At 67.2% G+C, this 25,295-nt stretch carries 23 protein-coding genes; 16 read left to right on the top strand and 7 right to left on the bottom strand.

What is annotated here, in order from left to right; all coding sequences use genetic code 11:
• Window positions 1–11: 11 nt before the first annotated feature.
• Window positions 12–779, bottom strand: a complete 768-nt coding sequence (locus tag ACZ5YA_RS26730; protein ID WP_059371533.1) for a crotonase/enoyl-CoA hydratase family protein — start codon at window positions 777–779, stop codon at window positions 12–14.
• A 277-nt stretch (window positions 780–1,056) separates the two neighbouring features.
• Between ACZ5YA_RS26730 and glyQ the strand changes: the two genes are divergently transcribed.
• Genes glyQ through def form a run of 8 tightly spaced genes read left to right on the top strand, consistent with a single transcriptional unit; the run spans window position 1,057 to window position 8,496 of the window.
• Entirely contained in the window at window positions 1,057–1,968 is a 912-nt protein-coding gene (gene glyQ / locus ACZ5YA_RS26725; protein ID WP_059371532.1) for a glycine--tRNA ligase subunit alpha, read from the top strand.
• On the top strand, window positions 1,969–4,107 hold the full coding sequence (gene glyS / locus ACZ5YA_RS26720; RefSeq protein ID WP_118932406.1) for a glycine--tRNA ligase subunit beta: 2,139 nt from the start codon (window positions 1,969–1,971) through the stop codon (window positions 4,105–4,107).
• Window positions 4,104–4,643, top strand: coding sequence for a D-glycero-beta-D-manno-heptose 1,7-bisphosphate 7-phosphatase (gene gmhB, locus ACZ5YA_RS26715; protein WP_118932407.1), 540 nt, complete (start codon window positions 4,104–4,106; stop codon window positions 4,641–4,643). Before glyS ends, gmhB begins: the two co-directional genes overlap by 4 nt.
• Window positions 4,644–4,647: 4 nt before the next feature.
• Window positions 4,648–5,376: a lysophospholipid acyltransferase family protein gene (locus ACZ5YA_RS26710; RefSeq protein ID WP_059371529.1), complete on the top strand. Its 729-nt coding sequence runs from the start codon at window positions 4,648–4,650 to the stop codon at window positions 5,374–5,376.
• Window positions 5,363–6,358, top strand: coding sequence for a M48 family metallopeptidase (locus ACZ5YA_RS26705; protein WP_118932408.1), 996 nt, complete (start codon window positions 5,363–5,365; stop codon window positions 6,356–6,358). Before ACZ5YA_RS26710 ends, ACZ5YA_RS26705 begins: the two co-directional genes overlap by 14 nt.
• A gap of 20 nt (window positions 6,359–6,378) precedes the next feature.
• On the top strand, window positions 6,379–7,521 hold the full coding sequence (locus ACZ5YA_RS26700; protein WP_251877857.1) for a 2-aminoethylphosphonate--pyruvate transaminase: 1,143 nt from the start codon (window positions 6,379–6,381) through the stop codon (window positions 7,519–7,521).
• A gap of 12 nt (window positions 7,522–7,533) precedes the next feature.
• Window positions 7,534–7,929, top strand: a complete 396-nt coding sequence (gene gloA / locus ACZ5YA_RS26695; RefSeq protein ID WP_054457526.1) for a lactoylglutathione lyase — start codon at window positions 7,534–7,536, stop codon at window positions 7,927–7,929.
• 33 nt (window positions 7,930–7,962) lie between these two features.
• Window positions 7,963–8,496 carry a peptide deformylase gene (gene def / locus ACZ5YA_RS26690; protein WP_059371527.1) on the top strand — a complete coding sequence of 178 codons (534 nt, stop codon included), beginning with the start codon at window positions 7,963–7,965 and terminating at the stop codon, window positions 8,494–8,496.
• Window positions 8,497–8,534: 38 nt separating this feature from the next.
• Here def and ACZ5YA_RS26685 read toward each other — a convergent pair whose 3' ends face one another.
• Window positions 8,535–10,781 carry an acyl-CoA dehydrogenase gene (locus ACZ5YA_RS26685; protein WP_464091451.1) on the bottom strand — a complete coding sequence of 749 codons (2,247 nt, stop codon included), beginning with the start codon at window positions 10,779–10,781 and terminating at the stop codon, window positions 8,535–8,537.
• Between the two features lie 153 nt (window positions 10,782–10,934).
• Here ACZ5YA_RS26685 and ACZ5YA_RS26680 point away from each other — a divergent pair, with 153 nt between their 5' ends.
• Complete coding sequence (locus ACZ5YA_RS26680) at window positions 10,935–12,164, top strand: nucleoside recognition domain-containing protein (RefSeq protein WP_280015423.1); 1,230 nt, start codon at window positions 10,935–10,937, stop codon at window positions 12,162–12,164.
• A 54-nt stretch (window positions 12,165–12,218) separates the two neighbouring features.
• Here the strand turns inward: ACZ5YA_RS26680 and pyk are convergent, their stop codons facing one another.
• Window positions 12,219–13,661 (bottom strand): pyruvate kinase, encoded by a 1,443-nt coding sequence (gene pyk / locus ACZ5YA_RS26675; protein ID WP_054457531.1) that lies wholly within the window; start codon window positions 13,659–13,661, stop codon window positions 12,219–12,221.
• Window positions 13,662–13,767: 106 nt separating this feature from the next.
• On the opposite strand from pyk, the gene ACZ5YA_RS26670 reads away from it, so the two are divergent.
• Complete coding sequence (locus tag ACZ5YA_RS26670; RefSeq protein WP_464091450.1) at window positions 13,768–14,910, top strand: glycerate kinase; 1,143 nt, start codon at window positions 13,768–13,770, stop codon at window positions 14,908–14,910.
• Between the two features lie 54 nt (window positions 14,911–14,964).
• Here the strand turns inward: ACZ5YA_RS26670 and rsmA are convergent, their stop codons facing one another.
• The 3 genes from rsmA to ACZ5YA_RS26655 are packed head-to-tail and all read right to left on the bottom strand — an operon-like array spanning window position 14,965 to window position 19,718.
• Window positions 14,965–15,756, bottom strand: a complete 792-nt coding sequence (gene rsmA, locus ACZ5YA_RS26665) for a 16S rRNA (adenine(1518)-N(6)/adenine(1519)-N(6))-dimethyltransferase RsmA (protein ID WP_118932411.1) — start codon at window positions 15,754–15,756, stop codon at window positions 14,965–14,967.
• 18 nt (window positions 15,757–15,774) lie between these two features.
• The gene (locus tag ACZ5YA_RS26660; protein WP_464091449.1) at window positions 15,775–17,361 is read right to left on the bottom strand and encodes a peptidylprolyl isomerase; all 1,587 of its coding nucleotides are present in this window, start codon (window positions 17,359–17,361) and stop codon (window positions 15,775–15,777) included.
• A complete protein-coding gene (locus ACZ5YA_RS26655; protein WP_464091448.1) occupies window positions 17,358–19,718 on the bottom strand; it encodes an LPS-assembly protein LptD in 2,361 nt (786 codons plus the stop codon). Before ACZ5YA_RS26655 ends, ACZ5YA_RS26660 begins: the two co-directional genes overlap by 4 nt.
• A gap of 169 nt (window positions 19,719–19,887) precedes the next feature.
• Here ACZ5YA_RS26655 and ACZ5YA_RS26650 point away from each other — a divergent pair, with 169 nt between their 5' ends.
• The 6 genes from ACZ5YA_RS26650 to ACZ5YA_RS26625 all read left to right on the top strand — a co-directional run bounded on the left by ACZ5YA_RS26650 (window position 19,888) and on the right by ACZ5YA_RS26625 (window position 24,921).
• On the top strand, window positions 19,888–20,928 hold the full coding sequence (locus tag ACZ5YA_RS26650; protein WP_059371521.1) for an aminoglycoside phosphotransferase family protein: 1,041 nt from the start codon (window positions 19,888–19,890) through the stop codon (window positions 20,926–20,928).
• Window positions 20,928–21,614 carry an N-acetylmuramate alpha-1-phosphate uridylyltransferase MurU gene (gene murU / locus ACZ5YA_RS26645; RefSeq protein ID WP_280015420.1) on the top strand — a complete coding sequence of 229 codons (687 nt, stop codon included), beginning with the start codon at window positions 20,928–20,930 and terminating at the stop codon, window positions 21,612–21,614. Before ACZ5YA_RS26650 ends, murU begins: the two co-directional genes overlap by 1 nt.
• 147 nt (window positions 21,615–21,761) lie before the next feature.
• Window positions 21,762–22,460, top strand: coding sequence for a DUF6776 family protein (locus ACZ5YA_RS26640; protein WP_059371519.1), 699 nt, complete (start codon window positions 21,762–21,764; stop codon window positions 22,458–22,460).
• 126 nt (window positions 22,461–22,586) lie between these two features.
• The gene (locus ACZ5YA_RS26635) at window positions 22,587–24,212 is read left to right on the top strand and encodes an FAD-dependent oxidoreductase (RefSeq protein ID WP_464091447.1); all 1,626 of its coding nucleotides are present in this window, start codon (window positions 22,587–22,589) and stop codon (window positions 24,210–24,212) included.
• The gene (locus ACZ5YA_RS26630; RefSeq protein ID WP_059371517.1) at window positions 24,209–24,436 is read left to right on the top strand and encodes a hypothetical protein; all 228 of its coding nucleotides are present in this window, start codon (window positions 24,209–24,211) and stop codon (window positions 24,434–24,436) included. Before ACZ5YA_RS26635 ends, ACZ5YA_RS26630 begins: the two co-directional genes overlap by 4 nt.
• Window positions 24,433–24,921 carry a MarR family winged helix-turn-helix transcriptional regulator gene (locus ACZ5YA_RS26625; RefSeq protein WP_251877869.1) on the top strand — a complete coding sequence of 163 codons (489 nt, stop codon included), beginning with the start codon at window positions 24,433–24,435 and terminating at the stop codon, window positions 24,919–24,921. Before ACZ5YA_RS26630 ends, ACZ5YA_RS26625 begins: the two co-directional genes overlap by 4 nt.
• On the opposite strand, the gene ACZ5YA_RS26620 is transcribed toward ACZ5YA_RS26625, so the two are convergent.
• Complete coding sequence (locus ACZ5YA_RS26620; protein WP_059371723.1) at window positions 24,918–25,238, bottom strand: 4a-hydroxytetrahydrobiopterin dehydratase; 321 nt, start codon at window positions 25,236–25,238, stop codon at window positions 24,918–24,920. The genes ACZ5YA_RS26625 and ACZ5YA_RS26620 overlap by 4 nt on opposite strands.
• Window positions 25,239–25,295: the final 57 nt, after the last annotated feature.

Raw genomic sequence — 25,295 nt, 5'->3', positions numbered from 1 at the left:
TGATGCCTATTTTATTTGCCTTGCCACACGGGCTTGCGCTTCTCGGCGAAGGCGGTCGCGCCTTCCTTCGCGTCGGCCGACGAAAAGATGTGGGCGATCAGCGGACGCTGCTGGTCGAACATGCTGGCCTGGTCCCAATCGCCCGACTGCGCCACGATGCTCTTGGCGGTCTGTACCGCCAGCGGGCCGTTCTCGACGATGGCGCGGGCCAGTTCCAGCGCGCCAGCCAGGGCGGCGCCCGGCTCGGTGATGCGGTTGACCAGGCCGAAGGAGTAGGCGCGCTCGGCCGTCAACATTTCGCCCGTCAGGATCACTTCCATGGCGATGTGGTACGGCAGACGGCGCGGCAGGCGCAGCATGCCGCCGGCGCCGGCCACCAGGCCGCGCTTGACTTCAGGCAGGCCGAACTTGGCGTTGCTGGCGGCCACGATCAGGTCGGAAGCCAGCGCCATTTCGCAGCCGCCAGCCAGTGCGTAGCCTTCCACCGCCGCGATCAGCGGCTTCTTGGGGGGCCGCTCGTTCAGGCCGGCGAAGCCGCGGCCTTCCACGTAGGGACGCTGCCCCGACTTGGCGAAGGCCTTCAGGTCCATGCCCGAGGAGAACGTGCCGCCGCCGCCCGTCAGGATGCCGATGCGGATGTCGTCGCGGCTGTCCAGCTGGTCCAGCGCCGCGGCCATGGCCTGCGCGGTTTCCAGGTTGATGGCGTTCTTGGCCTCGGGACGGTTGATCGTGATGATCTGGATGCCGTCGGTGACTTCTACCTTGATCAGGTCTGACATGGGACTGCTCCTTCCGGGAATTCTCGGAATCGGGTTCCGGGTTTTATATAAGACTTGGTACGCAACCTGGAATCATACGATCATTGGTTTCCAGGCGCAGCGACAGGCCCGCGCGGCGTCCACCAGCGGCACACTGTCCCCCTTGTGAACCGCCCAGAAGTCCTAGATGTAACCGTCCGCCCGGCATTCGGGAACCGGACCGCCCCGGGCCAGTTAAAATGTCGGGTTTCCCACGCCCAGGGCAAGCCTTGCCCGGCGGCCGAATTCCAAGAATCCTATGCTCACCTTTCAGCAAATCATCCTTACGCTCCAGGAATACTGGGACAAGCAGGGTTGCGCCCTGCTGCAGCCCTACGACATGGAAGTCGGCGCCGGCACCTCGCATACCGCCACATTCCTGCGCGCGATCGGTCCGGAGCCCTGGCGCGCCGCCTACGTGCAGCCCTCGCGCCGCCCCAAGGACGGCCGCTACGGCGAAAACCCCAACCGCCTGCAGCACTACTACCAATACCAGGTGGTGCTGAAGCCCGCGCCCCCAGAAATTCTGGACCTGTACATCGGCTCGCTCAAGGCGCTGGGCATCGACCCGGCCCAGCATGACATCCGCTTCGTCGAGGACGACTGGGAAAACCCCACCCTCGGCGCCTGGGGCCTGGGCTGGGAAGTCTGGCTGAACGGCATGGAAGTCACCCAGTTCACCTACTTCCAGCAAGTGGGCGGCCTGGACTGCACGCCGACCACCGGCGAAATCACCTACGGCCTGGAGCGCCTGGCCATGTACCTGCAGGACGTGCAAAGCGTGTACGACCTGGTCTGGACCGAAGGCGCCAACGGCAACCGCGTGCTGTATCGCGACGTGTTTCACCAGAACGAGGTGGAGCAGTCGACCTACAACTTCGAGCATTCGTCGGCCGAGATGCTGTTCTCGCACTTCAACGACTATGAAGCCGAGGCCAAGCGCCTGATGGACGTGCCGCTGGCGCTGCCCGCCTACGAGGCCGCGCTGAAGGCCGCGCATACGTTCAACATGCTGGACGCGCGCGGCGCGATCAGCGTCACCGAGCGCGCCGCCTACATCGGCCGCATCCGCAACCTGTCGCGCGCCGTCGCGCAGGCCTATTACGATTCCCGCGAACGACTGGGCTTTCCCATGCTGGGCCGCGACAAGGCCGCCGGGGAGGCTGCATAAATGACGACGAACATCCGCCCGCTGCTGGTCGAACTGCTGACCGAAGAACTTCCGCCCAAGGCCCTGCAGAAGCTGGGCCAGGCCTTCGCCGAAGGCGTGCGCGCCACGCTGGAGCGCCACGGCCTGCTGGCCGCCGGCTGCGCCGCCACCGCGTATTCCACGCCGCGGCGCCTGGCCGTGCACCTGTCCGCCGTGCTGGCGCAGGCGCCCGACCAGCCCTATGCCGAAAAGCTGATGCCGGTAAAGATCGGCCTGACCGAAGACGGCAAGGCTACCCCCGCGCTGCAGAAAAAGCTGGCCGCCAAGGGCCTGGAAAACATCGATCTGGCTACCCTGGAACGCGAATCCGACGGCAAGCAGGACTACCTGGTCGCCCGCGGCACCGCTCCCGGCGCCCAACTGGCAGCCGGCCTGCAGGAAGGCATCGACGCCGCCATCAACGGCCTGCCCATTCCCAAGGTCATGCGCTACCAATTGGCCGACGGCGTCACCACCGTCAAGTTCGTGCGTCCGGCGCACGGCCTGGTCGCGCTGTTCGGCGCCGACGTGGTGCCGGTATCCGCGCTGGGCCTGGCCGCCGGCCGCGACACGCTGGGCCACCGCTTCATGAGCGCGGGTCCCGTGTCCATCGCCGACGCCGACGCCTATGCCGCCACCCTGGCCGAAAAGGGCCGCGTGATGGCCTCGTTCGAAGGCCGCCGCGACGAGATCCAGCGCCAGCTGCTCGACCATGCCGGCCGCCTGAACGCCACCCTGGGCGATGATCCCGAAGTGGCCGCGCTGCTGGACGAAGTCACGGCCCTGGTCGAACACCCCACCGTCTACGTGGGCCAGTTCGAAGAGCAGTTCCTGCAAGTGCCGCAGGAATGCCTGATCCTGACCATGCGGCTGAACCAGAAGTACTTCCCGCTGTTCGATCCGGCCAGCGGCCGCCTGACGCACCGCTTCCTGATCGTCAGCAACATGCGCACCGACAATCCGGTGAACATCGTCGAAGGCAACCAGCGCGTGGTGCGCCCGCGCCTGGCGGACGCGCAGTTCTTCTTTGAAACCGACCGCAAGACCCCGCTGGCGGCGCGCGTCGAACAACTGGGCTCGATCGTCTACCACAACAAGCTGGGCACCCAGCTCGAACGCGTGGAGCGCGTGCGCGCCATCGCCCGCGGCGTGGCCGAACAACTGGGCGGCGACGTATCCGCCGCCGACCGCGCAGCCATGCTGGCCAAGGCCGACCTGGGCTCGAACATGGTGGGCGAATTCCCCGAGCTGCAAGGCGTCATGGGCGCCTACTACGCGGCCGGCGACGGCGAGCCCGACAGCGTGGTGCAGGCTCTGCGCACGCAGTACCGCAACCGCTACGACGCGCCCGTCACCGCTGAATCGCTGACCGCCGCCATCCTGTTCATCGCCGAGCGCGTGGAAACCATGGTCGGCATCTGGGCCATCGGCCTGGCGCCCACCGGCGAACGCGACCCCTTCGGCCTGCGCCGCGCCGCGCTGGGCCTGATCAGCGCGTTCGAGCAATTGGCCGCAGGCGGCTGGCTCAAGATCAGCTCGGCCGGCCCCCTGTCGCTGGACGGCCTGCTGCAACTGGCCGCAGGGACCTTCCCCGCCGGCAAGATTCCCGCCGACACGCTGGCCGAGGTCCGCGCCTTCATCTACGAACGCTACCGTAACCAGCTGATCAACGACTTCGACCGCAACGCCGTCGAAGCCGTGATCGCGCTGACCCCGCCGCTGCACCAGGTGGCCGAGCGCGTGCGCGCTGCCGCCGCCTTCGCGCTGCTGCCCGAGGCCGCCAGCCTGGCCGCCGCCAACAAGCGCATCGGCAACCTGCTCAAGAAGGCCGAAGGCGAGATCGGCGCGGTGAACGACGCCGCGCTGGTGGAACCGGCCGAAAAGGCGCTGGCCGCCGCCGTGTCCGCGCTGCGCCCCAAGGCCGAGGCGCAACTGGCCGCGGGCGACTTCGCCGGCAGCCTGAGCACGCTGGCCCAGGTCCGCGAACCCGTGGACGCCTTCTTTGCCGACGTCATGGTCATGGCCGAGGACCCGGCCGTGCGCGCCAACCGGCTGGCCCTGCTGGGCCAGTTGCATGGCCTGATGAACCAGGTCGCTGACATCTCCAGGCTGGCACAGTGAAGCTCATCATCCTAGACCGCGACGGCGTCATCAACCAGGACAGCGATTCGTTCGTCAAGAATCCCGACGAATGGATCGCCCTGCCCGGCAGCCTGCACGCCATCGCCCGGCTGACGCAGGCGGGCTGGAAGGTGGTGGTCGCCACCAACCAGTCGGGTCTGGCGCGCGGCCTGTTCGACATGGACACGCTGACGGCCATCCATACCAAGATGCGCCGCGAACTGGCCGCCGCAGGCGGCAGTATCGACGCGGTCTTCATGTGCCCGCACGGCCCCGATGACAACTGCGCCTGCCGCAAGCCCAAGCCCGGCATGTTCGAACAGATCGGGCACCGCTACGACGTCGACCTGGCCGGCGTGCCGGCGGTGGGCGATTCGCTGCGCGACCTGCAGGCCTCGTCGTCGGTCGGCTGCTCGCCCTGGCTGGTGCTGAGCGGCAATGGCAAGAAGACGCTGGCCAAGGGCGGCTTGCCGGACAATACCCGCGTCTGCGACGATCTGTCGGCCGTGGTCGACGCGCTGCTGCAGGACCATTGATCCGATGGCCCGCCTACGTTCGCTGCTGTACTTCCTGTTCCTGGCCGTCACGGTCATCCCCTACGCGTTCGCTTGCATCCTGTGGGCGCCGCTGCCGCTGCACTGGCGCTATAAGTTGACCGTGGGCTGGCCGCGCCTGGCCATCTGGGGCGCGCGCTTCTTCTGCGGCATCCGCTGGCAGGTCAAGGGCTGGGAAAATCTGCCCGACGGCCCGGCGGTGCTGCTGTCCAAGCATCAATCGGCCTGGGAAACGCTGTTCTTCCCCGCCCACATGCCGCGCGAAGTCTGCTTCGTCTACAAGAAGGAACTGCACATGGTGCCGTTCTTCGGCTGGGGCCTGGCGCTGCTGCGCATGATCCCGATCGACCGCGCCAAGGGTCGCGATGCCTTCGACCAGGTGGTCAAGCAAGGCCAGACGCGCCTGGACGAAGGCCGCTGGCCCCTGCTGTTTCCCGAGGGCACCCGCGTGCCGCCCGGCAAGACCGGCCGCTTCAAGATGGGCGGCGCGCTGCTGGCCTCGCGCACCGGCGCCGCCGTCATCCCGGTGGCGCACAATGCCGGCGAATGCTGGCGCCGCAACGCCTTTGTGAAGTATCCGGGCATGGTTACCGTGTCCATCGGTCCCGCGATAGAATCCAAGGGACTCTCCCCCGAGGAACTGAACAAAAAGGTTCAGGACTGGATCGAAGGGGAAATGCGGCGTCTCAATCCAGAAAGGTATGGCCAGCACTGATCAGCTCGAACTCCTGTTCGACGAACAGCAGCACGACGCGCCCACGGGCGCGCCGCCGCTGAACGCCGCGCCGAAGGCTCCGGCCGCACCTAAGCCGGCCGCGCCCAAGCCGGCCGCGCCCAAGCCCCTCTTCCCCGATCTGCCCCCGGCTGCCGCCCCTGCGGGCGAACCGCTGCTGACGCTGTCGCCCAACGCGGCCTCGCTCGTCCCCACGCCCTGCCCCGACCCGCTGCCGCCCGGCGCGCGCTGGCGCGAAGTCTCGACCGAGCAGCAGCCCATCGGCTTCGTGCTGCTGCGCTCGCGCCGCCGCAGCATCGGCTTCGTGATCACCGACGACGGCTTGCGCGTCACCGCCCCGAACTGGGTCACGCTGACGCAGGTGGACGACGCCGTGCGCGAGAAAGCCCGCTGGATCCTCACCAAGCTGCGCGAATGGCACGCCCGCAAGCAGCAGCTTGCCATGGCGCACACGCGCTGGCAGGCGGGCGGCGAACTGCCCTACCTGGGCAAGCGCATTGTGATCGGCGTAGGCGGCGACAGCCGCCAGGCCAACCTGTCGGGCGACGCCGACGCCCCGCAGGATGGCGACACCTTGTGGCTGGCGCTGCCATCCTCGGCGGACCAGGGCCGCATCCGCGATTCGGCCCAGGCCTGGCTGCAACAGCGCGCCGGCGCCTGGTTCGGCGCGCGCCTGGCCCACTTCCTGCAGGTCAGCGGCCTGAAGATCCAACGCTGGCGCCTATCCTCGGCCGCCACCCGCTGGGGCTCCTGCACCAGCGACGGCAACATCATGCTGAACTGGCGCCTGATCCATTTCGCGCCCGCCATCATCGACTACGTCATCGCGCACGAGCTTGCCCATTTGCGCGAAATGAACCACAGTCAGGACTTCTGGCGCGAAGTGGGGCAGATCCTGCCCGACTTCGAAGACGCCAAGAACATCCTGCGGCGTCACGACCCCGCATCCTTGCCTCAGTTCTGAGGCATTCTGGAGACACGAAAATGTTGCTGCTGATTCCGGGCCCGGTCACGACCGACGCGCGGGTGAAGGCCGCCATGGCGCAAGACTATGCGCCGTGGGACAACGATTTCCGCCAGACCTACCGGCAGGTCTGCGATGGCGTGCTGCGCGCGGCGCTGGCGTCGCCCGACGAGCATGCCGCGCTGGCGCTGCCGGGCTGCGGCCACTTCGCGGTGGAAGCCGCGATCCGCAGCTTCATCCCCGCCGGCGGTCGCCTGCTGGCCCCCTCCACCGGCGCCTACGCCGCCCGCCTGCAAAAGCTGGCCGGCGATGCCGGCCGCGTCGCCGTGCCGCTGCCCGTCGGCCCCACCGAGCGGATCGATCCGCTGGCGGTCGCCCACGCCCTGGAACAGGATCCCACGCTCACGCACCTGGCGCTGGTCTACAGCGAAACCGGCAGCGGCATCTGCCATGACGTGCCTGAACTCGCGCGCATCGCGCACGGGCTCGGCCGCCGCGTCATCGTCGACGCCGTGTCCGCCTTCGGCGCGCTGCCCCTGGAGCTGCGCGCCCTGCCCGCCGTGGAAGCGGTGGTGCTGACCGCCAACAAGTGCCTGGAAGGCATGCCCGGCGCCGCCTTCGTGGTGGCGCGGCGCGACAGCCTGGAAGCGGCGCGCGGCGTCGCCGGCAGCTGGTCGCTGGACCTGGCCGACATCTACCAGCAAAGCCTGCAGCCCAATGCCGGCCCGCGTTTCACGCCGCCCGCCCCCACGCTGGCGGCGCTGGCCGTGGCGCTGGAACTGCACCGCGAAGAAGGCCGCGAGGCCCGCCTGGCACGCTACACAGCCAACATGCGCACGCTATATGATGGCGTCAGGGAGCTGGGCCTGGCGCCTTACCTGACGCCTGCCCTGCAGGGCCCCATCGTCGTCAACGTCCGCGCCCCTGACGCGCCGACCTGGAACCTGCAATTGTTCGTGGACGCCCTCAAGCGCCGCGGCTACGTGCTCAGCAACTTCTACAACACCGAACAACCTTCGTTCCGGGTCGGCTGCATCGGCGCCTTCGGGCCCGACCAGATGCGGCAGGCAGTCGACGCCATGGGCGGCGCGCTGCGCGACATCGGCATCACCCGGGAAGCCGCCGGCAGCGGCGGATTCTTCCCGCTCCCCCTCACCGCTTAAGGAAAACATCCCATGCGTATGCTCCACACCATGCTGCGAGTCGGCAACCTCGACAAGTCCATCGACTTCTACACCAACGTGCTCGGCATGCGCGTGCTGCGCCGCAATGACTACCCCGAGGGCAAGTTCACGCTGGCCTTCGTCGGCTACCAGGACGAATCCGAAGGCGCCGTCATCGAACTGACCCACAACTGGGACACGGACAAGTACGACCTGGGCACCGGCTACGGCCACATCGCCCTGGAAGTCGACAACGCCTACGAGGCCTGTGACAAGGTTAAGGAAAAAGGCGGCAAGGTCACGCGCGAAGCCGGCCCGATGAAGCACGGCAAGACCGTCATCGCCTTTGTCGAAGACCCCGATGGCTACAAGATCGAGTTCATCCAGAAAAAGGGCCGCCAGGACTGAGCCCCCGCGCGGCCGACGCCAGGAAGACATTCCATGATCCACACCATCCTGAAAATGGGCGATCCGCGGCTGTTGCGCGTGGCCGCGCCCGTGGAACGCTACGACACGCCCGAACTGCACGCGCTGATCGACGACATGTTCGAAACCATGGCCGCCGCGCAAGGGGTGGGCCTGGCCGCGCCGCAGATCGGCGTGGACCTGCAGCTGGTGATCTTCGGCTTCGACCGCAACGAGCGCTATCCGGACGCGCCCGCCGTCCCGCAGACCATTCTGTGCAATCCGGTCATCACGCCGCTGTCTGACGAAATGGAAGACGGCTGGGAAGGCTGCCTGTCGGTGCCGGGCCTGCGCGGCGTGGTGCCGCGCTACCGCCACATCCGCTACAGCGGGCGCGATCCCTACGGCCAGCTCATCGAGCGCGAGGCCGAGGGGTTTCACGCCCGGGTGGTGCAGCACGAATGCGACCACCTGATCGGCCGGCTCTACCCGTCGCGCATCCAGGACTTCAGCAAATTCGGGTTCACTGAAATCCTGTTCCCCGACATGGATCCGAACCAGGACGACTAAGACCTTGCTCCCGCCTTGCGGGAGCTTGCGTCTCTTCCCTACGCCTCTCCCGAACCCGCCTTGGCGGCCTGCGGCGACAGCTCTTCAGGCGCGAAATCGTCCACCTGCAACACCCGCGACACCAGCGCTTCGGCCTCTTGCAGCGAGGCCGCCTGCGCGTCGGTAATGGCGCCGCGCTGGTGGGCTTCACGCCAATCGCGCACGCCGGACTGGCGCAGGCGGTCGCGCAGCGGCTGCACCGCGTCCGCCAACGCGAAGGCGCGGGTCAGGAGACCCACCGGATCGTCGCCGGCGGCGCCGGCCTCGCGATGCAGGTCGGCCGCCAGGCGCACATGCGTGGGCGAAGGCTTGAGCAGCAGTTCCGCGCATTCCCGCGTCAAGGCGTCGCTCGGCCCCTTGGCCAGGCGCAACGGCAGGATGGCGGCGCGCAGCCCCCATGACAACACGCGGCCCGGCAGGTTGCGCAAGACCTGGTCCATGCTTTTCTCGATGCTGGCGTAGCCCTGCTCCAGGCACCAATGCACCAGCGGCAGGTCGTCGTGCTTGCGGCCCTCGTCTTCCCAGCGTTTGAGCACCGCCGACTGCAGATACAGCTCGGACAGAATGTCGCCCAGACGGGCGGAGATCATCTCGCGGCGCTTCAGCCCCCCGCCCAGTTGCGCCAGCGTGGCATCGGCCAGCAGCGCGAAGCCCGAGGCATAGCGGCCCAGCCGCCGGTAGTGGCCGGCCACGGGGCCGGATGAAGGCGCAGGCGCCAGCACTCCGCCAGTCCAGGCGCGGCCGATGGCCCGCAGCGCGTTGATGCCCGTGTGGCGCAGATGGCGCCAGAACACGTCGTGGAAGACCTCCATGCCGCGGTCTTCGTCGGGGTTGCCCAGCGCCAGGATTTCCGGCATCAGGTAAGGGTGGGCGCGGATCGCGCCCTGGCCGAAGATGATCAGGTTGCGCGTCAGGATGTTGGCGCCCTCGACCGTGATGGCGATGGGCACGGCGCGGTACAGCGCGCCCAGGTAGTTGCTGGGACCGTCGATGACGGCGCGGCCGGCATGGATGTCCATCGCGTCGTTGACCGAGCCGCGCATGCGCTCGGTGGCGTGGTACTTCATGATGCCCGAGACCACCGCCGGCTTGACGCCCTGGTTCAGCGCGGCGCAGGTCAGGCGCCGGGCGGCTTCGACCAGATAGGCATTGCCAGCCAGCCGGGCCAGCCCTTCCTGCACGCCTTCGAACTTGCCCACGGGAATGCCGAACTGTTCGCGCACTCGGGCATACATGCCCGTGGTGTGCGCGCACATCGCGGCGGCGGCGGCCGATAGCGAAGGCAGGGAAATGCCCCGCCCCGCCGCCAGCGCGCTCATCAGCATCTGCCAGCCATGGCCGGCGCGTTCTGCGCCGCCGATCAGCGCATCCAGCGGCACGAACACGTCGCGTCCGCGGTTGGGGCCGTTCTGGAAGACCTGCATGGCGGGCAGGTGGCGGCGCCCGATCTCCACGCCGGGCGCTTCGGTCGGCACCAGCGCGACCGATATGCCGATGTCCTTGGCGCCGCCCAGGATGCCGTCGGGGTCCGACAGCTTGAAAGCCAGGCCCAGCACGGTCGCCACCGGCCCCAGCGTGATGTAGCGCTTGTGCCAGTTGAGCCGGATGCCGATCAGTTCGCGCCCGTCGACCACCTGGCGGCAGACCACGCCCGTGTCCACCATGGACGCGGCGTCCGAGCCGGCCTCGGGGCTGGTCAGGCCGAAGCAAGGCACCTCGCGCCCGTCCGCCAGCCGCGGCAGCCAGTAGTCGCGCTGCGCCGGGGTGCCGAACTGCATCAGCAGTTCGCCCGGCCCCAGCGAGTTGGGCACCATCACGGTCACGCCCGCGGTAATGGAATAGGCCGAGATGCGCCGCACGACCTCGGAGTGCGCGTAGGGTGAAAAGCCCAGGCCGCCGTAACGCCGCGGAATGATCATGCCGAAGAAGCGTTCGGCCTTCAGGAAGTCCCATACCTCGGGCGGCAGGTCGCGCCGGTTCCAGGTGATGTCCCATTCGTCCAGCATGGCGCAAAGCCGTGCCAGCGGGCCATCTATGAAGCGCTGCTCGTCCGCGGTCAACGTGGCTGCCGGCACGTCCAGCAGCTTGCGCCAGTCGGGATTGCCGGTGAACAGATCCGCATCCCACCAGGTGTCCCCGGCCTCGATGGCTTCGCGCTCCGTCGCCGACATGGCGGGCAGCGCGTTGCGCGCCCAGCGGTAAGCGGGTTCCGAGATGCGGCGCCGGCGCCACGCATTGAAGTCCATGAGTGTTCCTCACTGTTATGGCCCCAGGCCCCAGGGCGTATCAGGTCAAAGTACCAGAATTGGCGGCGCCGGGCCAAGCTGCGGCCTGCCGACTCTGCGACAATGGGCCTCGGCGCGCAGCGCGCAATCCATCGCTATCCGGGCAGTCTCCGCATGCTGAACAAACTCTGGCTGGGCTTTTTCCTTACCGCGGCCGCGGCGGCGCTGTACCGCTGGCTGGTCATCGGCGACCCCGAAGTCTTCCGCATGATGGTCGCCAGCCTGTTCGACATGGCCCGCGTGTCGGTGGAAGTGATGGTGCTGCTGTTCGGCACGCTGACGCTGTGGCTGGGCTTTCTGCGCATCGCCGAGGGCGCCGGGCTGGTGGAAAAGCTGGCGCGCCTGCTGGGTCCGCTGTTCGCGCGCCTGATGCCCGGGGTGCCGCGCAACCATCCGGCCATCGGCTTGATCACGCTGAACTTCGCCGCCAACGGCCTGGGGCTGGACAATGCCGCCACGCCCATCGGGCTGCGCGCCATGCGCGAATTGCAGTCGCTCAATCCCACGCCCGAAACCGCCAGCAATGCGCAGATCCTGTTCCTGGTGCTGAATGCCTCATCGCTGACCCTGCTACCGGTGACGCTGTTCATGTTCCGCGCGCAGCAAGGCGCGCCGGACCCGACGCTGGTGTTCCTGCCCATTCTGCTGGCCACCAGCGCATCGACCCTGGCCGGGTTCCTGGCCGTGGCGGCCTGCCAGCGGCTGCGCCTCATCGATCCCGTGGTCATGCTTTGGCTGGGCGGCGCGGCGCTGCTCATGGGCGGATTCATGGCCTTGCTGGCCAGCATGTCGGCGGCGGCCATCGCCTCGCTGTCGTCGCTGCTGGGCAACCTGGTCCTGTTCGGCATCCTGATCGCCTTCCTGGTGGCGGGCGCCTGGAAGAAGGTGCCGGTCTACGAGGCCTTCATCGAAGGCGCCAAGGAAGGCTTCGACATTGCCAAGAGCCTGCTGCCCTATCTGGTCGCGATGCTGTGCGCGGTGGGCGTGCTGCGCGCCTCGGGCGCGCTGGATTTCCTGCTGGACGGCATCCGCTGGCTGGCGGTGCAGGCCGGCTGGGACACGCGCTTCGTGGACGCCTTGCCGACGGCCCTGGTCAAGCCCTTCTCGGGCAGCGCGGCGCGCGCCATGATGCTGGAAACCATGACGCATTTCGGCGTGGACAGCTTCCCCGCGCTGCTGGCCGCGGTGGTGCAAGGCAGCACCGAAACCACCTTCTACGTGCTGGCGGTGTATTTCGGATCGGTGGGCATATTGCGGGCGCGCCACGCGGTGGGCTGCGCCCTGATCGCCGATCTGGCCGGCGTGCTGGCGGCCATCGGCGTGTGCTACTGGTTCTTCGGCTGAAAGCCGCCGCGCGGCGGCGGGAAGCGCCAGGGTGGCGCTCCCCGCCCCGCCGTATCAATCCACCAGCAGGATCTTCATGCCGTTGGTGCCGCCGCTGTCGCGGTAGAAGTCGCCCTTGGTCAGGATCACCCAGTCGCCGGTCTGCACCAGGTTGCGCTTGCGCAGTTCATCGATGGCGGCGTTGCTCAAATCGGCAGGCTCGTAGTCCGACGGCGCGAACGGAATCGTGTAGACGCCGCGGAACATGGCCACGCGGTTTTGTGTGATGCTGTGCGGGCTGTAGCAGTAGATCGGCACGCCCGAGCGGATGCGCGACATGATCAGCGGCGTGTGGCCGCTTTCGGTCAGCGAGATGATGGCCTTGACGCCGGGGAAATGATTGGCCGCGTACATGGCCGCCAGCGCGATGGTCTCGTCGCAGCGCGTGAAGGTCTCGCCCAGGCGGTGATGCGACTTGGTCGAGGTCGGGTGCTTTTCCGCGCCCAGGCAAACGCGGGCCATGGCCTGCACGGTTTCCACGGGATACTGGCCCGACGCGCTTTCCGCCGACAGCATGACGGCGTCGGTGTAGTCCAGCACCGCGTTGGCCACGTCGGACACTTCGGCGCGCGTGGGCATGGGGCTGGAGATCATCGACTCCATCATCTGCGTCGCGGTGATGACGACCTTGTTCAGGGTGCGCGCGTGCTGGATGATGCGCTTCTGGATGCCGACGAGTTCGGCATCGCCCACTTCCACGCCCAGGTCGCCGCGCGCCACCATCACGCCGTCGCTGGCGCGGATCAGCGCGTCCAGCGCTTCGTCGTCGGCCACGGCTTCGGCGCGTTCGATCTTGGCGATGATCCAGGCCTGGCTGCCGGCGGCCGCCAGCAGCGTGCGCGCCTCGTCGATATCGCTGCCATAGCGCGGAAACGACACGGCCACGTAGTCAAGTTCCATCTCGGCGGCCAGCTTGATGTCAACACGGTCCTTGTCGGTCAGGCTGGGCGCGGACAGGCCGCCGCCGCGGCGGTTGATGCCCTTGTTGTTCGACAGTGGACCGCCCACCGTCACGGTGGTGTGGACCTCGTCGCCTTCGACGCTGTCCACCACCAGCACCACGCGGCCGTCATCCAGCAGCAGCTCGTCGCCAACGCGGCAGTCCTGCACCAGTTCGGGGTAATCGATGCCCACGATGCTGGCCGTGCCCTCTTCCTTGGGATGCACGCGCGACAGCGTGAACGGCTGGCCGATCTGCAGCTGGACCAGTTTGTCCTTGAAGCGCGCGATACGGATCTTGGGGCCTTGCAGGTCGCCCATGATGGCGACGAAGCGGCCCTGCTTGGCGGCGATCTCGCGCACCATGCGGGCGCGCTCGCGATGGTCGTCCGCGCTGCCGTGCGAGAAGTTCAGGCGGGCCACGTCCAGGCCCGCGCGGATCAGCGCTTCTATGCGTTCAGGCGTCGAAGTCGAAGGTCCCAGGGTGGCGACAATTTTGGTGCGGCGCAATACGGGCATGACGATCCACTCTCGCTAAAACAACAAAAACGCTATGGTACGCCGGCCGCGCCCGCGCAGGTATCATGGGCATCACCTCAACCGAAAAACGAGCTCGACTGAACCCGTGAAAATCGTCATCGCCCCCGACTCTTTCAAAGAAAGCGTGTCCGCTCCCGATGCCGCAGCAGCGATTGCCCGCGGCGTGAAGGCCGCTGTTCCCGGCGCCCACACGGTATGCATTCCGATGGCCGACGGCGGCGAAGGCACGGTCGAAGCCGTGCTCGCTGCGACCGGCGGCAAGGAATGCCAGCTGACGGTGAACGATGCCTTGGGCTACAAGGTCGACGCCGTCTGGGGCTTGCTGGAGGACGGCACGGCGGTGATCGAGATGGCTGCGGCAGCGGGTCTGGAACTGATCGCGCCTTCCAAGCGCGATCCCATGCGCGCCAGCAGCCACGGCGTGGGCGAACTGATGCTGGCCGCCCTGAACGCGGGCGCCACGCGCATCATCCTGGGCCTGGGCGGCTCTGCCACCAACGACGCGGGCGCGGGCATGCTGACGGCCCTGGGCGTGCGCCTGCTGGACGCGGATGGCCGCAGCCTGCCGCCCGGCGGCGGCGCCCTGGGCAAGCTGGCCAGCATCGACACCCGCGGCCTCGACCCGCGCCTGACCGGGATCCGCATCGACATCGCCTCCGACGTGGACAACCCTTTGTGCGGTCCGCAGGGCGCCTCGCATGTATTCGGCCCGCAAAAGGGCGCGACGCCTGAACAGGTGCTGGTCCTGGATCAGATGCTGACGAATTTCGCCGACGTGTGCGCCAAGCACCTGGGGGCCGATCACCGCGACCACCCGGGCGCGGGCGCGGCGGGCGGCCTGGGATTCGCGGCCAAGGCTTTCCTCAATGCGCAATTCCGGCCCGGCGTTGAGATCGTGGCGGAACTGGGCGGCCTGGCCCAGGCGGTCGAGGGTGCGACCCTGGTGTTCACGGGCGAAGGCCGCATGGACGCGCAGACCCTGCGCGGCAAGACCCCTGCCGGCGTGGCAAAAATCGCGCAGCGCGCCGGCGTGCCCGTGGTGGCGCTGGCCGGCTCGCTCGGCGAAGGCTACGAAGCGCTGCACGCCTGCGGCATCAGCGCCGCCTTCAGCCTGGCGCCGGGCCCCATCACGCTGCAGCAGGCGCTCACCGACGCCGAGAAATTGCTGGCCGACCGCGCCCGCGACGTCATGCAGCTATGGATGAGCGCGCAGAAACGCATGCTATAGGCATCCGCGTAAAAAAGCCCGCTTGCGCGGGCTTTTTGATTTCGGGGTCCGACGTCACTCGGCCTGTAGCACGCCGGCCGCCACCAGCGCATCGGCCAGGCGGATATACCGGTCCACCGAAATATCCTCGGCGCGCGCCGTGGGCGCGATGTCCAGCGCTTCCCAGGGCACTTGCGGCGCCCAGTCCGCCAGCACCCGGCGCAGCATCTTGCGCCGCTGCGAGAATGCCCGCGCCACCACCGTTTCGAAGGCCCGCTCGCTGACCGGACGCAAACGATCCGCCGGCAAGGGCACCATGCGCACGATCGCCGACACCACCTTGGGCGGTGGATCGAAGGCTTCCGGCGGCACGTCGAACAGCTTGTGCATACGGTAGCGCGACTGCAGCATCACCGACAGGCGGCTGAAGTCGCCCGAACCGGGCTGCGCGACCATCCGGTCGATCACTTCCCGCTGCAGCATGAAATGCTGGTCGCGGACGTGATCGGCCCAGGTCATCAGATGGAACAGCAGCGGGCTGGAGATGTTGTAGGGCAGGTTTCCCACCACGCGCAGCGCGGGTCCGAACTGGGAAAAATCCACCGTCAGCGCGTCGGCCTCGACCACGGTCAGGCGGCTGGCGTCGAACTGCTTGCGCAGGCGCGCCGCCAGGTCGCGGTCGATCTCGACCGCCGTCAAGTGATCCAGGCGTTCGAGCAACGGCCGGGTAAGCGCGGACAAGCCCGGGCCGATCTCGACTACGGTATCGTCGCGGGCGGGCGAAACCGCCCGGACGATGGACTCGACCACGCTCTCGTCGGTCAGGAAGTTCTGGCCAAAGCGCTTGCGCGCCTGGTGCTGGGACATGTAAAGCCTGTAATGCGTTTAGCGGTTGTTCTGCTGGATCTTCTGCTGCTTTTCCAGACGATTGTCGATGTACGCCTGGGCACGCAGCTGCTCCAGCCAATCCTCGAAAGCGGGCTGGGCACGGCGTTCGAACAGAATCTGGCGCGCCTTCATGCGGGCCATGTCGTCGGTGGCGTCATGCTGGCGGCGCTCTTCCACTTCGATCAGGTGCCAGCCGAAAGGCGATTGCACCGGCTGGCTGATTTCACCCGGCTTCAGGGCATTCATGGCGGCCTCGAACGGCGGCACGGTTTCGCCCGGGTTCAACCAGCCCAGCTCGCCACCTTGCGGAGCGGTCGCATCCTGCGAATACTGGCGCGCCATGTCCTCGAACTTGGCGCCGCCGCTCACCAGGCGCTGGCGCACCTGCTCCAGGCGCTGACGCGCCATTTCGTCGCTCATGACGGTGGAGGTCTTGATCAGGATGTGGCGTGCGCGGGTCTGCATCACTTCCACCGGACCTTGATGCGCAGGCGCCTGCGCCGGCGCGGCTGCGGGTTGCGGCGCCTGGGCCGGCGCCGGGGCGCGGGCAGTGCGGGCGGGCGCCGGCTGGGCGGTGCCGCGGTCCATCACCTTGATGATGTGGAAACCGTTGCCGCTCTGGATCAGGCCGCTGACCTGGCCTTTCTGCAAGTTGCCGACGGCCTGTACGAACAGGTCGGGCCAGCCGTCCAGCGGGCGCACGCCCATGACGCCGCCTTGCAGGGCTTCGGGGCCGTCCGAGGCCGCGGCAGCCAGGCTGGCGAAGTCGTCGCCGCGCTTGGCTTGCGCCAGCAGGCCTTCGGCCTTCTTGCGCAGCGCGGCCAGTTGCTCGGGCGACGAACCTTCAGGCACGCGCACCAGGATCTGGGCCAGGGCATAGAGCATCGGGCCCGAGGGCGCGGCTGCCTGCTGCGGTTCTGGCTGCGGCTGAGCCTGCGGTTGCGGGGCCGCCTGCGGCGCCGCGCCGAATGCCGGATTGCGGCGCTGATCCTTCAGGAAGGCGTCGACTTCGGCATCCGAAATCACGATGGTGGAATCCACCGCGCGTTGGCGCAGGCGATCCGTGCGGATCTCATCGCGCAGCGCCTTGCGGTAGCCGTCCCAGCTGGTGCCGGACTTTTCGATTTCCTGGCGCAACTGAGCCACGCTGATCTTATTGCGGGACGCAATGGTCTGGATCGCTTGGTCGATTTGCGCGTCATCCACGCGTATGCCCAGGCGATCCGCCTCATGGCGCTGCACGCGCTCCATGATCAGACGTTGCAACACCTGGTGTTGCAGGGTCTGGTCATCGGGCACCTGGATGCCGCGGGACTTCAATTCGCCTGAAATGCGCAAGGACGCATCGCGCAGTTCGCGCAGCGTGATCACGTCCTTGTCCACGACTGCGGCAATCCCGTCGACGAACTGCTCGCGCTGCGGCGCGGGCGCGGCGTTTTTTTGCGCAGCGGAATTCGGCTTGGCGCCATTGTTCGCGGCCTTGCCGCCCTGCTCGGCCGCATGGGCCAGGGGCAAGCCGGCGCACACGGCCAATAGCAGCGCATTGCCGGAGAGGCGGCGCAAAGAGTGCAACCTACGCATCATTCATACCTTTCAAATGTGGTCCCGGTGGGCACAGGCGGCGTAATGCGCGAGTAGCCGGGGATACTTCTGTTCAGCAGATTCATCGGGTCGGTTCCCAGGGAACCCAGACCGGTCAGCTCAAGCTGGAAGAATAGTGCCGAGTTGGCGTCCGTGGCGGAGACCGCATATCGCTGGTAGACCATGCGGCCCACCCAGCAGCAATCTCCCTTGTACTCCAGGCCGGCGATGGCCTGCGTGACACGTGGCGAATCCGTTGTGCCGGCCACCGTGCTGGACGGACCGTTGCGCAGCGAGTAGTCCACCCGCCCGACGCCGTACCAGCGCTTGGAGAACGGCCACTGCATGGCCAGGCTCACCTGGTTCTGCCCCTGCGCCTGATACTGGACGCCGGGTTGAGGATCGCGTTGGTAGCGGTACGACACGGCCACCGTCGTCAAGCGCTGCGGCGACCAGCGCGCGCTGACCAGGCCGCGCGACCAGTTGCTGTCGTAGGGGTTGTATTGCGCGGCGATCTCGGTGCTTAGCGTATCGGTCAGGGCCGCACTCGCGCCCAGAAGGAAATCTGAACGCACATTCTCGCGCGGTACCTCGCCAGGCAACGTGACCTTCTGGTCTGCAAAGTACAGCCGCTGCGCGATGCCCAGCGACATGCGCTCGAAACCGGTGTTGGCGTCCAGCCAGCGCGTCGTCAACGCCGCGGTTAGTTGGTTGGCGTTGGCGATGCGGTCCCAGCCGCCGGTATAGATGTTCTCTTCGAACGCCTGCGAAAAGCTGAAATCAGCCAAAGAGGTGTCGTAGACAGGCAGTTTGGACTGGTCGCGGTACGGCACGTACAGGTAGTACAGACGCGGCTCCAGGGTCTGCGTGGATGCCTTGCCGAACAGCGAGGTGTCGCGTTCGAAGACCAACCCCGAATCCAGGGACAGGATCGGCACCGAACGGGATTGCGAACGCGGCGTCCCCGGGCTGAGGTTGTACCAGTCGGTGTTGTACTGGGTGTAATTGACGCCTGCCTTGGGAACGATGAACCAGCCAGGCTTGACGATGGGGTATGAAACTGTCGGATAGGTCTGGAAGCGGTCGCCGTTCGGTCCGAGTCGTTGTCCTTCGAAGAGCGACCTGCGGAAGCGCACCGCGGTGGAACTCCAATCGACGTCAAAACCGCCCCAGTCATAGCGGGCGCCTCGGAAGAAGAGTTCCGGCTCCTTGTCGTACGGCGGCGCAAGCGGCGCATCGGGATCTTGCAGCGTCTGGTATTTGTAGACCTGAGCGTACCCGCTCCAGTAGCCGGACGCGGACGACCAGCCCACGCGTGCGCGTTGTGGCAGGTATGTTGTCGAAGCCTGATTCAGACCCAGTTGGGAAATATCGCGAAAATAGTTGTCATCCGACACCTTCGCGATGTCCCAGTCGGCATAGAAGCCGTTGGGCAGAATCTGCATGTGGCGCCACCAGTACATCCAACGGTCGCTGTCGGTCAGCTTGTCGTTGGGCAGGTAGGCGCCGTCCAGGATGCCGCTGTAAGAATTGCCGAGGTAGCGGAACTCCCCACCCATCTGCAGCCCGCGCTTGGAGAAGTAGCGCGGCTGCACGGTCAGGTCATAGTTCGGCGCCAGATTCAGGTAATACGGAATCGAAAAATCGAGACCGCCCTGGCTGGTCGTGCCATACGTCGGCATCAGGAAGCCCGACTTGCGCTCCTTCTTGACCGGAAAGGTCATATAAGGCGACGCCAGGATGGGCACGTCCTTGAAATACAGCACGCCGCTGCGCGCCACGCCTTCGTTTTCGTCGAAGTCGATGTCGACGGTCTTGGCCTTGATGTACCAGGACGGCGTTTCGCAGGCGCAGCCGCTGTATGTCACGGTTTGCAGCCGCATCTGCGACCGGCTGAAGATGTCCGCATGCTCGGCGACGGCAAAGCCGCCGTTGGCGCCCATCCAGAAATTGGGCTTTTCGACCTCACCCGAGGACTTGTCGACGTTGAACTTGGCGCTCGGCCCGATCACCAGGGTGCCGTCGCGCATCATGCGCGCGCTACCCTGGACGTCGACTTCGCCGGTGTCCTTGCGGTAGTTGATGCGGTCGCCCTTGATCACGCTGTCGATGCGGCGCACCTGGGCGTTGCCGGTCAGGGTCAGATCCGAATCAGGATCGCCATCGATGGTGTCCGCCTCCATGAAGGCGGGAATGCTGTCGTCCGGCAAGCGGTGGATCCGCAAGCCCGGCGAAGTGCGCAACACGGGAGTCGCCGAGGTCGACGACGCGGCGGGAGCGCTGCCCTGGCTGCCTTGGGCCTGGACGGCTCCGGCGGCGACACTGACAGCAGAGAGGATCAACCATCGAACCTTGCGCACGAGTGAAAACAGCCCTTTTTGACGATGGTGGGAACGCGACACCGGCACCCACGAAGGGCCAATGCTAACGGAAACGAGCCGGTATTATAGAGAAGCCGCGCCATAGGCCCAGACTTATGTGCCCGGGACACAATTCTCAGCAATATTGCCTTTCTGACACGGATCTTCCTTGAAAAACGATCACGACCCCCGCCTGGAGCAGATCCGCCACTGGCTGGGCGGCCTGCCCGCCAGCCTGAACCTGGCCATCGACACGCTGCGCCCGGCGTCCGCCGACGCCAGCTTCCGCCGCTATTTCAGGCTGGACGCCGGCGTACGCACCTTGATAGTCATGGACGCCCCGCCCGCGCACGAGGATTGCCGCCCCTTCCTGCACGTGGACCGTTTGCTGGCGGATGTCGGCCTGAACGTGCCCGCCGTGCTGGAACAGGATCTGGACCAGGGCCTGCTGCTGTTGTCCGACCTGGGTGAACAGACCTATTACCAGCGCATTCAGGCCGGACTGCCGGACAGCGAACTGCAGACGTTGTATCGCGAGGCCCTGGCCGCCCTGGTCCGCCTGCAGCAGGCCTCCACTGCCGGCCTGGGCGCTTATGACACCGCCCGCCTGGCCGACGAGCTCAAGCTTTTCCCCGAGTGGTACGTGCAGAAGCATCACGGCGTGACGCTGGACGACAAGACCGCAAACGCGCTGGAAAAGATCTTTGCCTTGCTGTCCGCCAGCAACGGCGGACAGGCCCAGGTGCTGGTGCACCGCGACTACCATTCGCCCAACCTGATGGTCTGCGACCGGCCGCAGTACGGCCCCAACCCGGGCATCATCGACTTCCAGGATGCGTTGGCCGGCCCCATCACTTATGACCTGGCCTCCCTGGTGACGGATGCCCGCACGACCTGGGAAGAACCCCAGCAATTGGACTGGGCCATCCGCTACTGGGAAATGGCGCGGGCGGCCGGCCTGCCGGTGGACTCGGATTTCGCCGAATTCCACCGCGCCTACGAGTGGATGGGCCTGCAGCGCAACCTGCGCATCCTGGGCGTGTTCGCCCGGCTGCATCATCGCGACGGCAAGGCGCACTACCAGGCCCACATGCCGCGCGTCAGCGGCTATGTCCGCCAGGTGGCCCAGCGCTATGGCGTCTTCACGCCCCTGCTGCGCCTGCTGGACCAGCTGGAAAACCGCCAGGTCAGTGTCGGGTACACGTTCTGATGCGGGCCATGATCCTCGCCGCGGGACGCGGCGAACGCATGCGCCCCCTCACCGACCGCTTGCCCAAGCCCCTGCTGTCCGTGGGCGGCCAGCCGCTGATCGTCTGGCACCTGCGGCGGCTGGCGGCCGCAGGCATCCGCGACATCGTCATCAACCACGCCTGGCTCGGCCACGAAATCGAACGGGCGTTGGGCGACGGCAGCGCGCATGGCGTGCGGATCCGCTATTCGGCCGAAGTCTCCGCGCTGGAAACCGCGGGCGGCATCGTCCAGGCGCTGCCGCTGCTCGGCGACGAGCCCTTCCTGGTCGTCAACGGCGACGTCTGGTGCGACTGGGATCCCGCCGCGGCCACCGGCCTGGCGCGCGCCCTGCCCGGGAGTGGCGCCTGGCTGCTGCTGGTGGACAACCCGCCCCAGCATCCGGCCGGCGATTTCCGCCTGGCTGCCGACGGCAGCGTGCATGCCCAGGGCGAACCTCGTTTGACCTTTGCGGGTATCGGCGTCTACCATCCCTCGTTGTTCGCCGACGTCCCCCGGGGCGCGGCGGCGCCTCTGGCGCCCTTGCTCCGGCAGGCCATGGCCCGCGGCCTGGCGCGCGGCGCGCGCCACGCAGGCGAATGGACGGATGTCGGCACGCCGCAGCGGCTGGCGGACCTGGACGCCGAGCTCAACCGCCGGGTCCGCTGACACCCACATATTTCACAATATCAAGGTGCGCAACCAGGCTTGTCCGCGCACCCAACGGTCCCGGCTAACGGGGTATTCTCTAGCGCTTTGACCTGCGCGCGCAGCGCGCGGGCGAGCAAACACACAGGAAGTTTTCTAGGAATGGGGATGTTTGGAAGATCGCAACGGGCTGTATTCAAGCCCTCCGTGTACCAGCCCGGCCAACGCACGCGCCGCATGCCGCGCTGGCTGGTCCTGCTGCTGGTGGGCATCGCCCTGGGCGCCGGCGGCGTGCTCTTCCTGCAGACCAACTACGGCCCGCAACGCCTGACCGTGGAACAGTCCGAGCAGCTGCACAGCGAACTGAGCACCGCCAACCTGGAACGCCAGCGCCTGCAAAGCCAGCTCGAGGAAGCCACGCAACAACGCGACGCCAACAAGTCCGGCCATGAAAAGCTGACTTCCGACCTTGCTGAAGCCCGCAGCAAGATCGAAACGCTGAACAAGGAACTGGTGCTGTTCCAGGACGCCATGCCGGCCGATCCGCGCGGCGGCAACCTGGGCATCCGCTCTGCCACCTTCAAGCGCGCGCCCGGCCTGCTGGACTACCAGGTGCTGGTCATGCGCGAGGACCGCCAGGGCGCGCCGTTCAAGGGCACGCTGACCTTCTCCATCGACGGTACCTACCCCAACGGCCGCGCCGCCACCGTCACGCCGGAAGGCCCCGCCCTGAACGTCGACCGTTACGACTACGCGCTGGGCCAGCTGAAGCTGCCCGACGGCTTCACGGCCAAGGTCGTGGTGCTGCGCGTAATGGACGGCGCCCAGAAGCAGCAGGCGATGCGCATCTACTACGTGCGCAACTGATAGATACGCCGCGCAATCACCAAGACCCGCCCTGATCCGGCGGGTTTTTTCTTGCCCAAAAAATATAGTTGCGCACGCAACCTCTTAATAATATAGTTGCGCAAACAACCAATCCCTGGAGACAACATGCCGCTCCCCGCGCACGTTCCCGTCCTGATCGCCGGCGGCGGCCCCGTCGGCCTGACGCTGGCCGCCCTGCTGGCCGAATACGGCATCGCCTCGCTGACGCTGGAGGCGGACGACGACTATTGCAGCGGCAGCCGCGCCATCTGCATCTCGCGGCGGTCGCAGGAAATCATGGGCTGGGTCGGCGCCGACCGGCCCCTGACGGCCACCGGCCTGGCCTGGACCGGCGGCCGCAGCTACTTCCGCAACAGCGAGGTCCTGCATTTCGAGATGCCGCACGATCCGCTGCAGCGCTATGCGCCCATGGTCAACATCCAGCAGTACGCCGTCGAGGAGTACGCGCATCAGGCCATGCAGCGCCATCCGGCACTGGCCGAACTGCGCTGGTCGGCGCGGCTTGCCGGCCTGCGCGCCGACGCGGACGGCGTCACGGCCGAAGTGGACATCGAAGGCGGCCGTCAGACCGTGCGCGCCGACTGGCTGATCGCCTGCGACGGCGGCCGCAGCACCGTGCGCGAGGCCATGGGCCTGAAGCTGGAAGGCATGCAGTACGAAGGACGCTACGTCATCGTCGACATCGAACAGGAGTCCAGCCGCCCCGTGGAGCGCCTGGCCTGGTTCGATCCGCCCTCCAATCCCGGCTCCACCCTGCTCATGCACCGCCAGCCCGGCAATGTGTGGCGGGTGGATTACCAGATCCGCGACGACGAAGACCCCGAAGAGGCCGTCAAGCCGGAGAACGTGCTGCCGCGCGTGCAAAGCCATCTGGACATGATCGGCGAGACCGCACCCTGGAAGCCCTTGTGGATCTCGATCTATAACGCCAAGTGCCTGACGCTGGACAGCTACCGCCACGGACGCGTGCTGTTCGCCGGCGATGCCGCCCACCTGGTGCCTATCTTCGGTGTACGGGGCCTGAACTCGGGGCTGGACGACGCCGGCAACCTGGCCTGGAAGCTGGCCTGGGTGCTGCGAGGCCAGGCCTCCGACAGCCTGCTGGACAGCTACAGCGTGGAGCGCATCCACGCCACCCGCCAGAACCTGGCCTACGGCGCGAAGAGCACCGAGTTCATGGCCCCGCCGGACTTCGGCTTTCGCCTGATGCGCGAGGCCGCCCTGCGCCTGGCGCTGTCGGATGAGCGGGTGCGTCAGCTGATCAACCCGCGGCAGTCGGCGCCCATCTCCTACGATGCCTCGCCGCTGAACCTGAATGACGGCGCGCCGCAAGCCGGCACGGCCGCCGCGCCCGGCCAGCCTGCGCCCGAAGCGCTGCTGCACGATCACGGCGCGCCGCTGCACCTCAGCGCATGCTTTGGCGCCGGCTTCGTCGCGCTGTCGCTGGCTCCCGACGCCCGGCTGGCGGCCGAACTGGACGCCCTGGCTGCCGCCACCCGCGATGCCCCCCAGCCGCTGCGCGTGCTGAAGACGGGCGATGACGCCTTGCAGGACCCGCACGGACAGCTAAGCCAGCGCTACGGCGCGCAAGCCGGCACCGTCTACCTGCTGCGGCCTGACGGCTACGTGCTGGGACGCTGGACCGCCCCGTCGGCCGCCACCCTGCGCGCCGCGCTCAAGCCCTACTACCCCTCGATCGCACGCGACGCGCACAAGGAAGAGCTAGCATGAACAACGATGAACTGGACCAGATCTATACCGCCATGGCGCAGACCCTGACGCGCGTCGGCGAGGAACAGGCATCGCTCTTCCTGTCGATCCTGAGCCTGTCGCTACTGGCCCGCTTGAGCGATACGCGCGACGCCGCCACGCTTTTGGCCCAGGCGGAAGCCGCCTGCCTGGCCAACGGCCCTGTGGCACACTACTCCGCCTCCGAACCTGCCCGCCCGACGTGAACCCGCCCGCCCTCGAACGATTCCTGACCTACCGCCTGCACGTGCTCAACAAGATCACGGACAGGGACACGAATCGCGCCTATCTGGAAGCTTGCGGGATTCCTCTGGGCGAGGCCCGCTGCCTGGCGGCCATCGGCCGCTACGCGCCCTTGTCGGTCAACGACCTGGCGCGGGCGGCCAATCTGAACAAAGGCCAAGCCAGTCGCTCGGCGCAGGCCCTGGTGGACCGCGGCCTGGTGGAAAAAACCATGTCCGCCTCCGACGGGCGCGGCGTGGTGCTGGCGCCCACCCCGGACGGCCTGGCGCAATATCAGCGCGTCATCGACCTGATCGCCCGCCGCAATGAAGAAATCTTCGGCTGCCTCAGCGCCGACGAGCAGCGCCTGCTGGGCGACATGCTGGACCGCGTGAACAGCCATTTGCAGCCTGACGCGGACAGCGCGGAAGACCCGCTCCCGCCCACGCCGCCGCAAAACGCGCCCTAAGCCTTGGGCGCGGTGGCGCCCAATTGCGCTGCCGCCTCGTCCATGAACTGCGCCATGCGCACATCCAGCTCGGTCACGCCGCCGGCGTCGTGCGTGGTCAAGGTCACGTCCACGCGGTTGTAGACGTTGGTCCATTCCGGATGATGGTTCAGCTTCTCCGCGAACATGGCGACGCGCGTCATGAAGCCGAATGCCGTATTGAAATTGGGGAAGCGGAAGCGCTTTTCGATGGCGTCGCGCATCGCCACGGCCTGCCAGCCAGACAAGGCGGCCACGGCGATATCGGTGCCGATGCGGGCGGGAGGGAACATGCTCATGACGGACTCCAAAAAAACAGGCGGCGGCGCATCGCGCCAGCCGCCTCGGACACTGGG

The organism is Achromobacter sp. JCM 18799, from assembly GCF_055395645.1.
This window is presented reverse-complemented; position numbering and strand designations above follow the sequence as displayed.

What these genes read in the sequence shown, in the direction of transcription:
- ACZ5YA_RS26730 (WP_059371533.1), bottom strand. Translation starts at nt 779, where the DNA reads ATGTCAGACCTGATCAAGGTAGAAGTCACCGACGGCATCCAGATCATC.
- gloA (WP_054457526.1), top strand. Translation starts at nt 7,534, where the DNA reads ATGCGTATGCTCCACACCATGCTGCGAGTCGGCAACCTCGACAAGTCC.
- ACZ5YA_RS26640 (WP_059371519.1), top strand. Translation starts at nt 21,762, where the DNA reads ATGTTTGGAAGATCGCAACGGGCTGTATTCAAGCCCTCCGTGTACCAG.
- rsmA (WP_118932411.1), bottom strand. Translation starts at nt 15,756, where the DNA reads ATGTCCCAGCACCAGGCGCGCAAGCGCTTTGGCCAGAACTTCCTGACC.
- def (WP_059371527.1), top strand. Translation starts at nt 7,963, where the DNA reads ATGATCCACACCATCCTGAAAATGGGCGATCCGCGGCTGTTGCGCGTG.
- glyS (WP_118932406.1), top strand. Translation starts at nt 1,969, where the DNA reads ATGACGACGAACATCCGCCCGCTGCTGGTCGAACTGCTGACCGAAGAA.
- pyk (WP_054457531.1), bottom strand. Translation starts at nt 13,661, where the DNA reads ATGCCCGTATTGCGCCGCACCAAAATTGTCGCCACCCTGGGACCTTCG.
- glyQ (WP_059371532.1), top strand. Translation starts at nt 1,057, where the DNA reads ATGCTCACCTTTCAGCAAATCATCCTTACGCTCCAGGAATACTGGGAC.
- ACZ5YA_RS26685 (WP_464091451.1), bottom strand. Translation starts at nt 10,781, where the DNA reads ATGGACTTCAATGCGTGGCGCCGGCGCCGCATCTCGGAACCCGCTTAC.
- ACZ5YA_RS26710 (WP_059371529.1), top strand. Translation starts at nt 4,648, where the DNA reads ATGGCCCGCCTACGTTCGCTGCTGTACTTCCTGTTCCTGGCCGTCACG.
- ACZ5YA_RS26705 (WP_118932408.1), top strand. Translation starts at nt 5,363, where the DNA reads ATGGCCAGCACTGATCAGCTCGAACTCCTGTTCGACGAACAGCAGCAC.
- ACZ5YA_RS26635 (WP_464091447.1), top strand. Translation starts at nt 22,587, where the DNA reads ATGCCGCTCCCCGCGCACGTTCCCGTCCTGATCGCCGGCGGCGGCCCC.
- ACZ5YA_RS26660 (WP_464091449.1), bottom strand. Translation starts at nt 17,361, where the DNA reads ATGATGCGTAGGTTGCACTCTTTGCGCCGCCTCTCCGGCAATGCGCTG.
- ACZ5YA_RS26680 (WP_280015423.1), top strand. Translation starts at nt 10,935, where the DNA reads ATGCTGAACAAACTCTGGCTGGGCTTTTTCCTTACCGCGGCCGCGGCG.
- ACZ5YA_RS26700 (WP_251877857.1), top strand. Translation starts at nt 6,379, where the DNA reads ATGTTGCTGCTGATTCCGGGCCCGGTCACGACCGACGCGCGGGTGAAG.
- ACZ5YA_RS26620 (WP_059371723.1), bottom strand. Translation starts at nt 25,238, where the DNA reads ATGAGCATGTTCCCTCCCGCCCGCATCGGCACCGATATCGCCGTGGCC.
- murU (WP_280015420.1), top strand. Translation starts at nt 20,928, where the DNA reads ATGCGGGCCATGATCCTCGCCGCGGGACGCGGCGAACGCATGCGCCCC.
- ACZ5YA_RS26630 (WP_059371517.1), top strand. Translation starts at nt 24,209, where the DNA reads ATGAACAACGATGAACTGGACCAGATCTATACCGCCATGGCGCAGACC.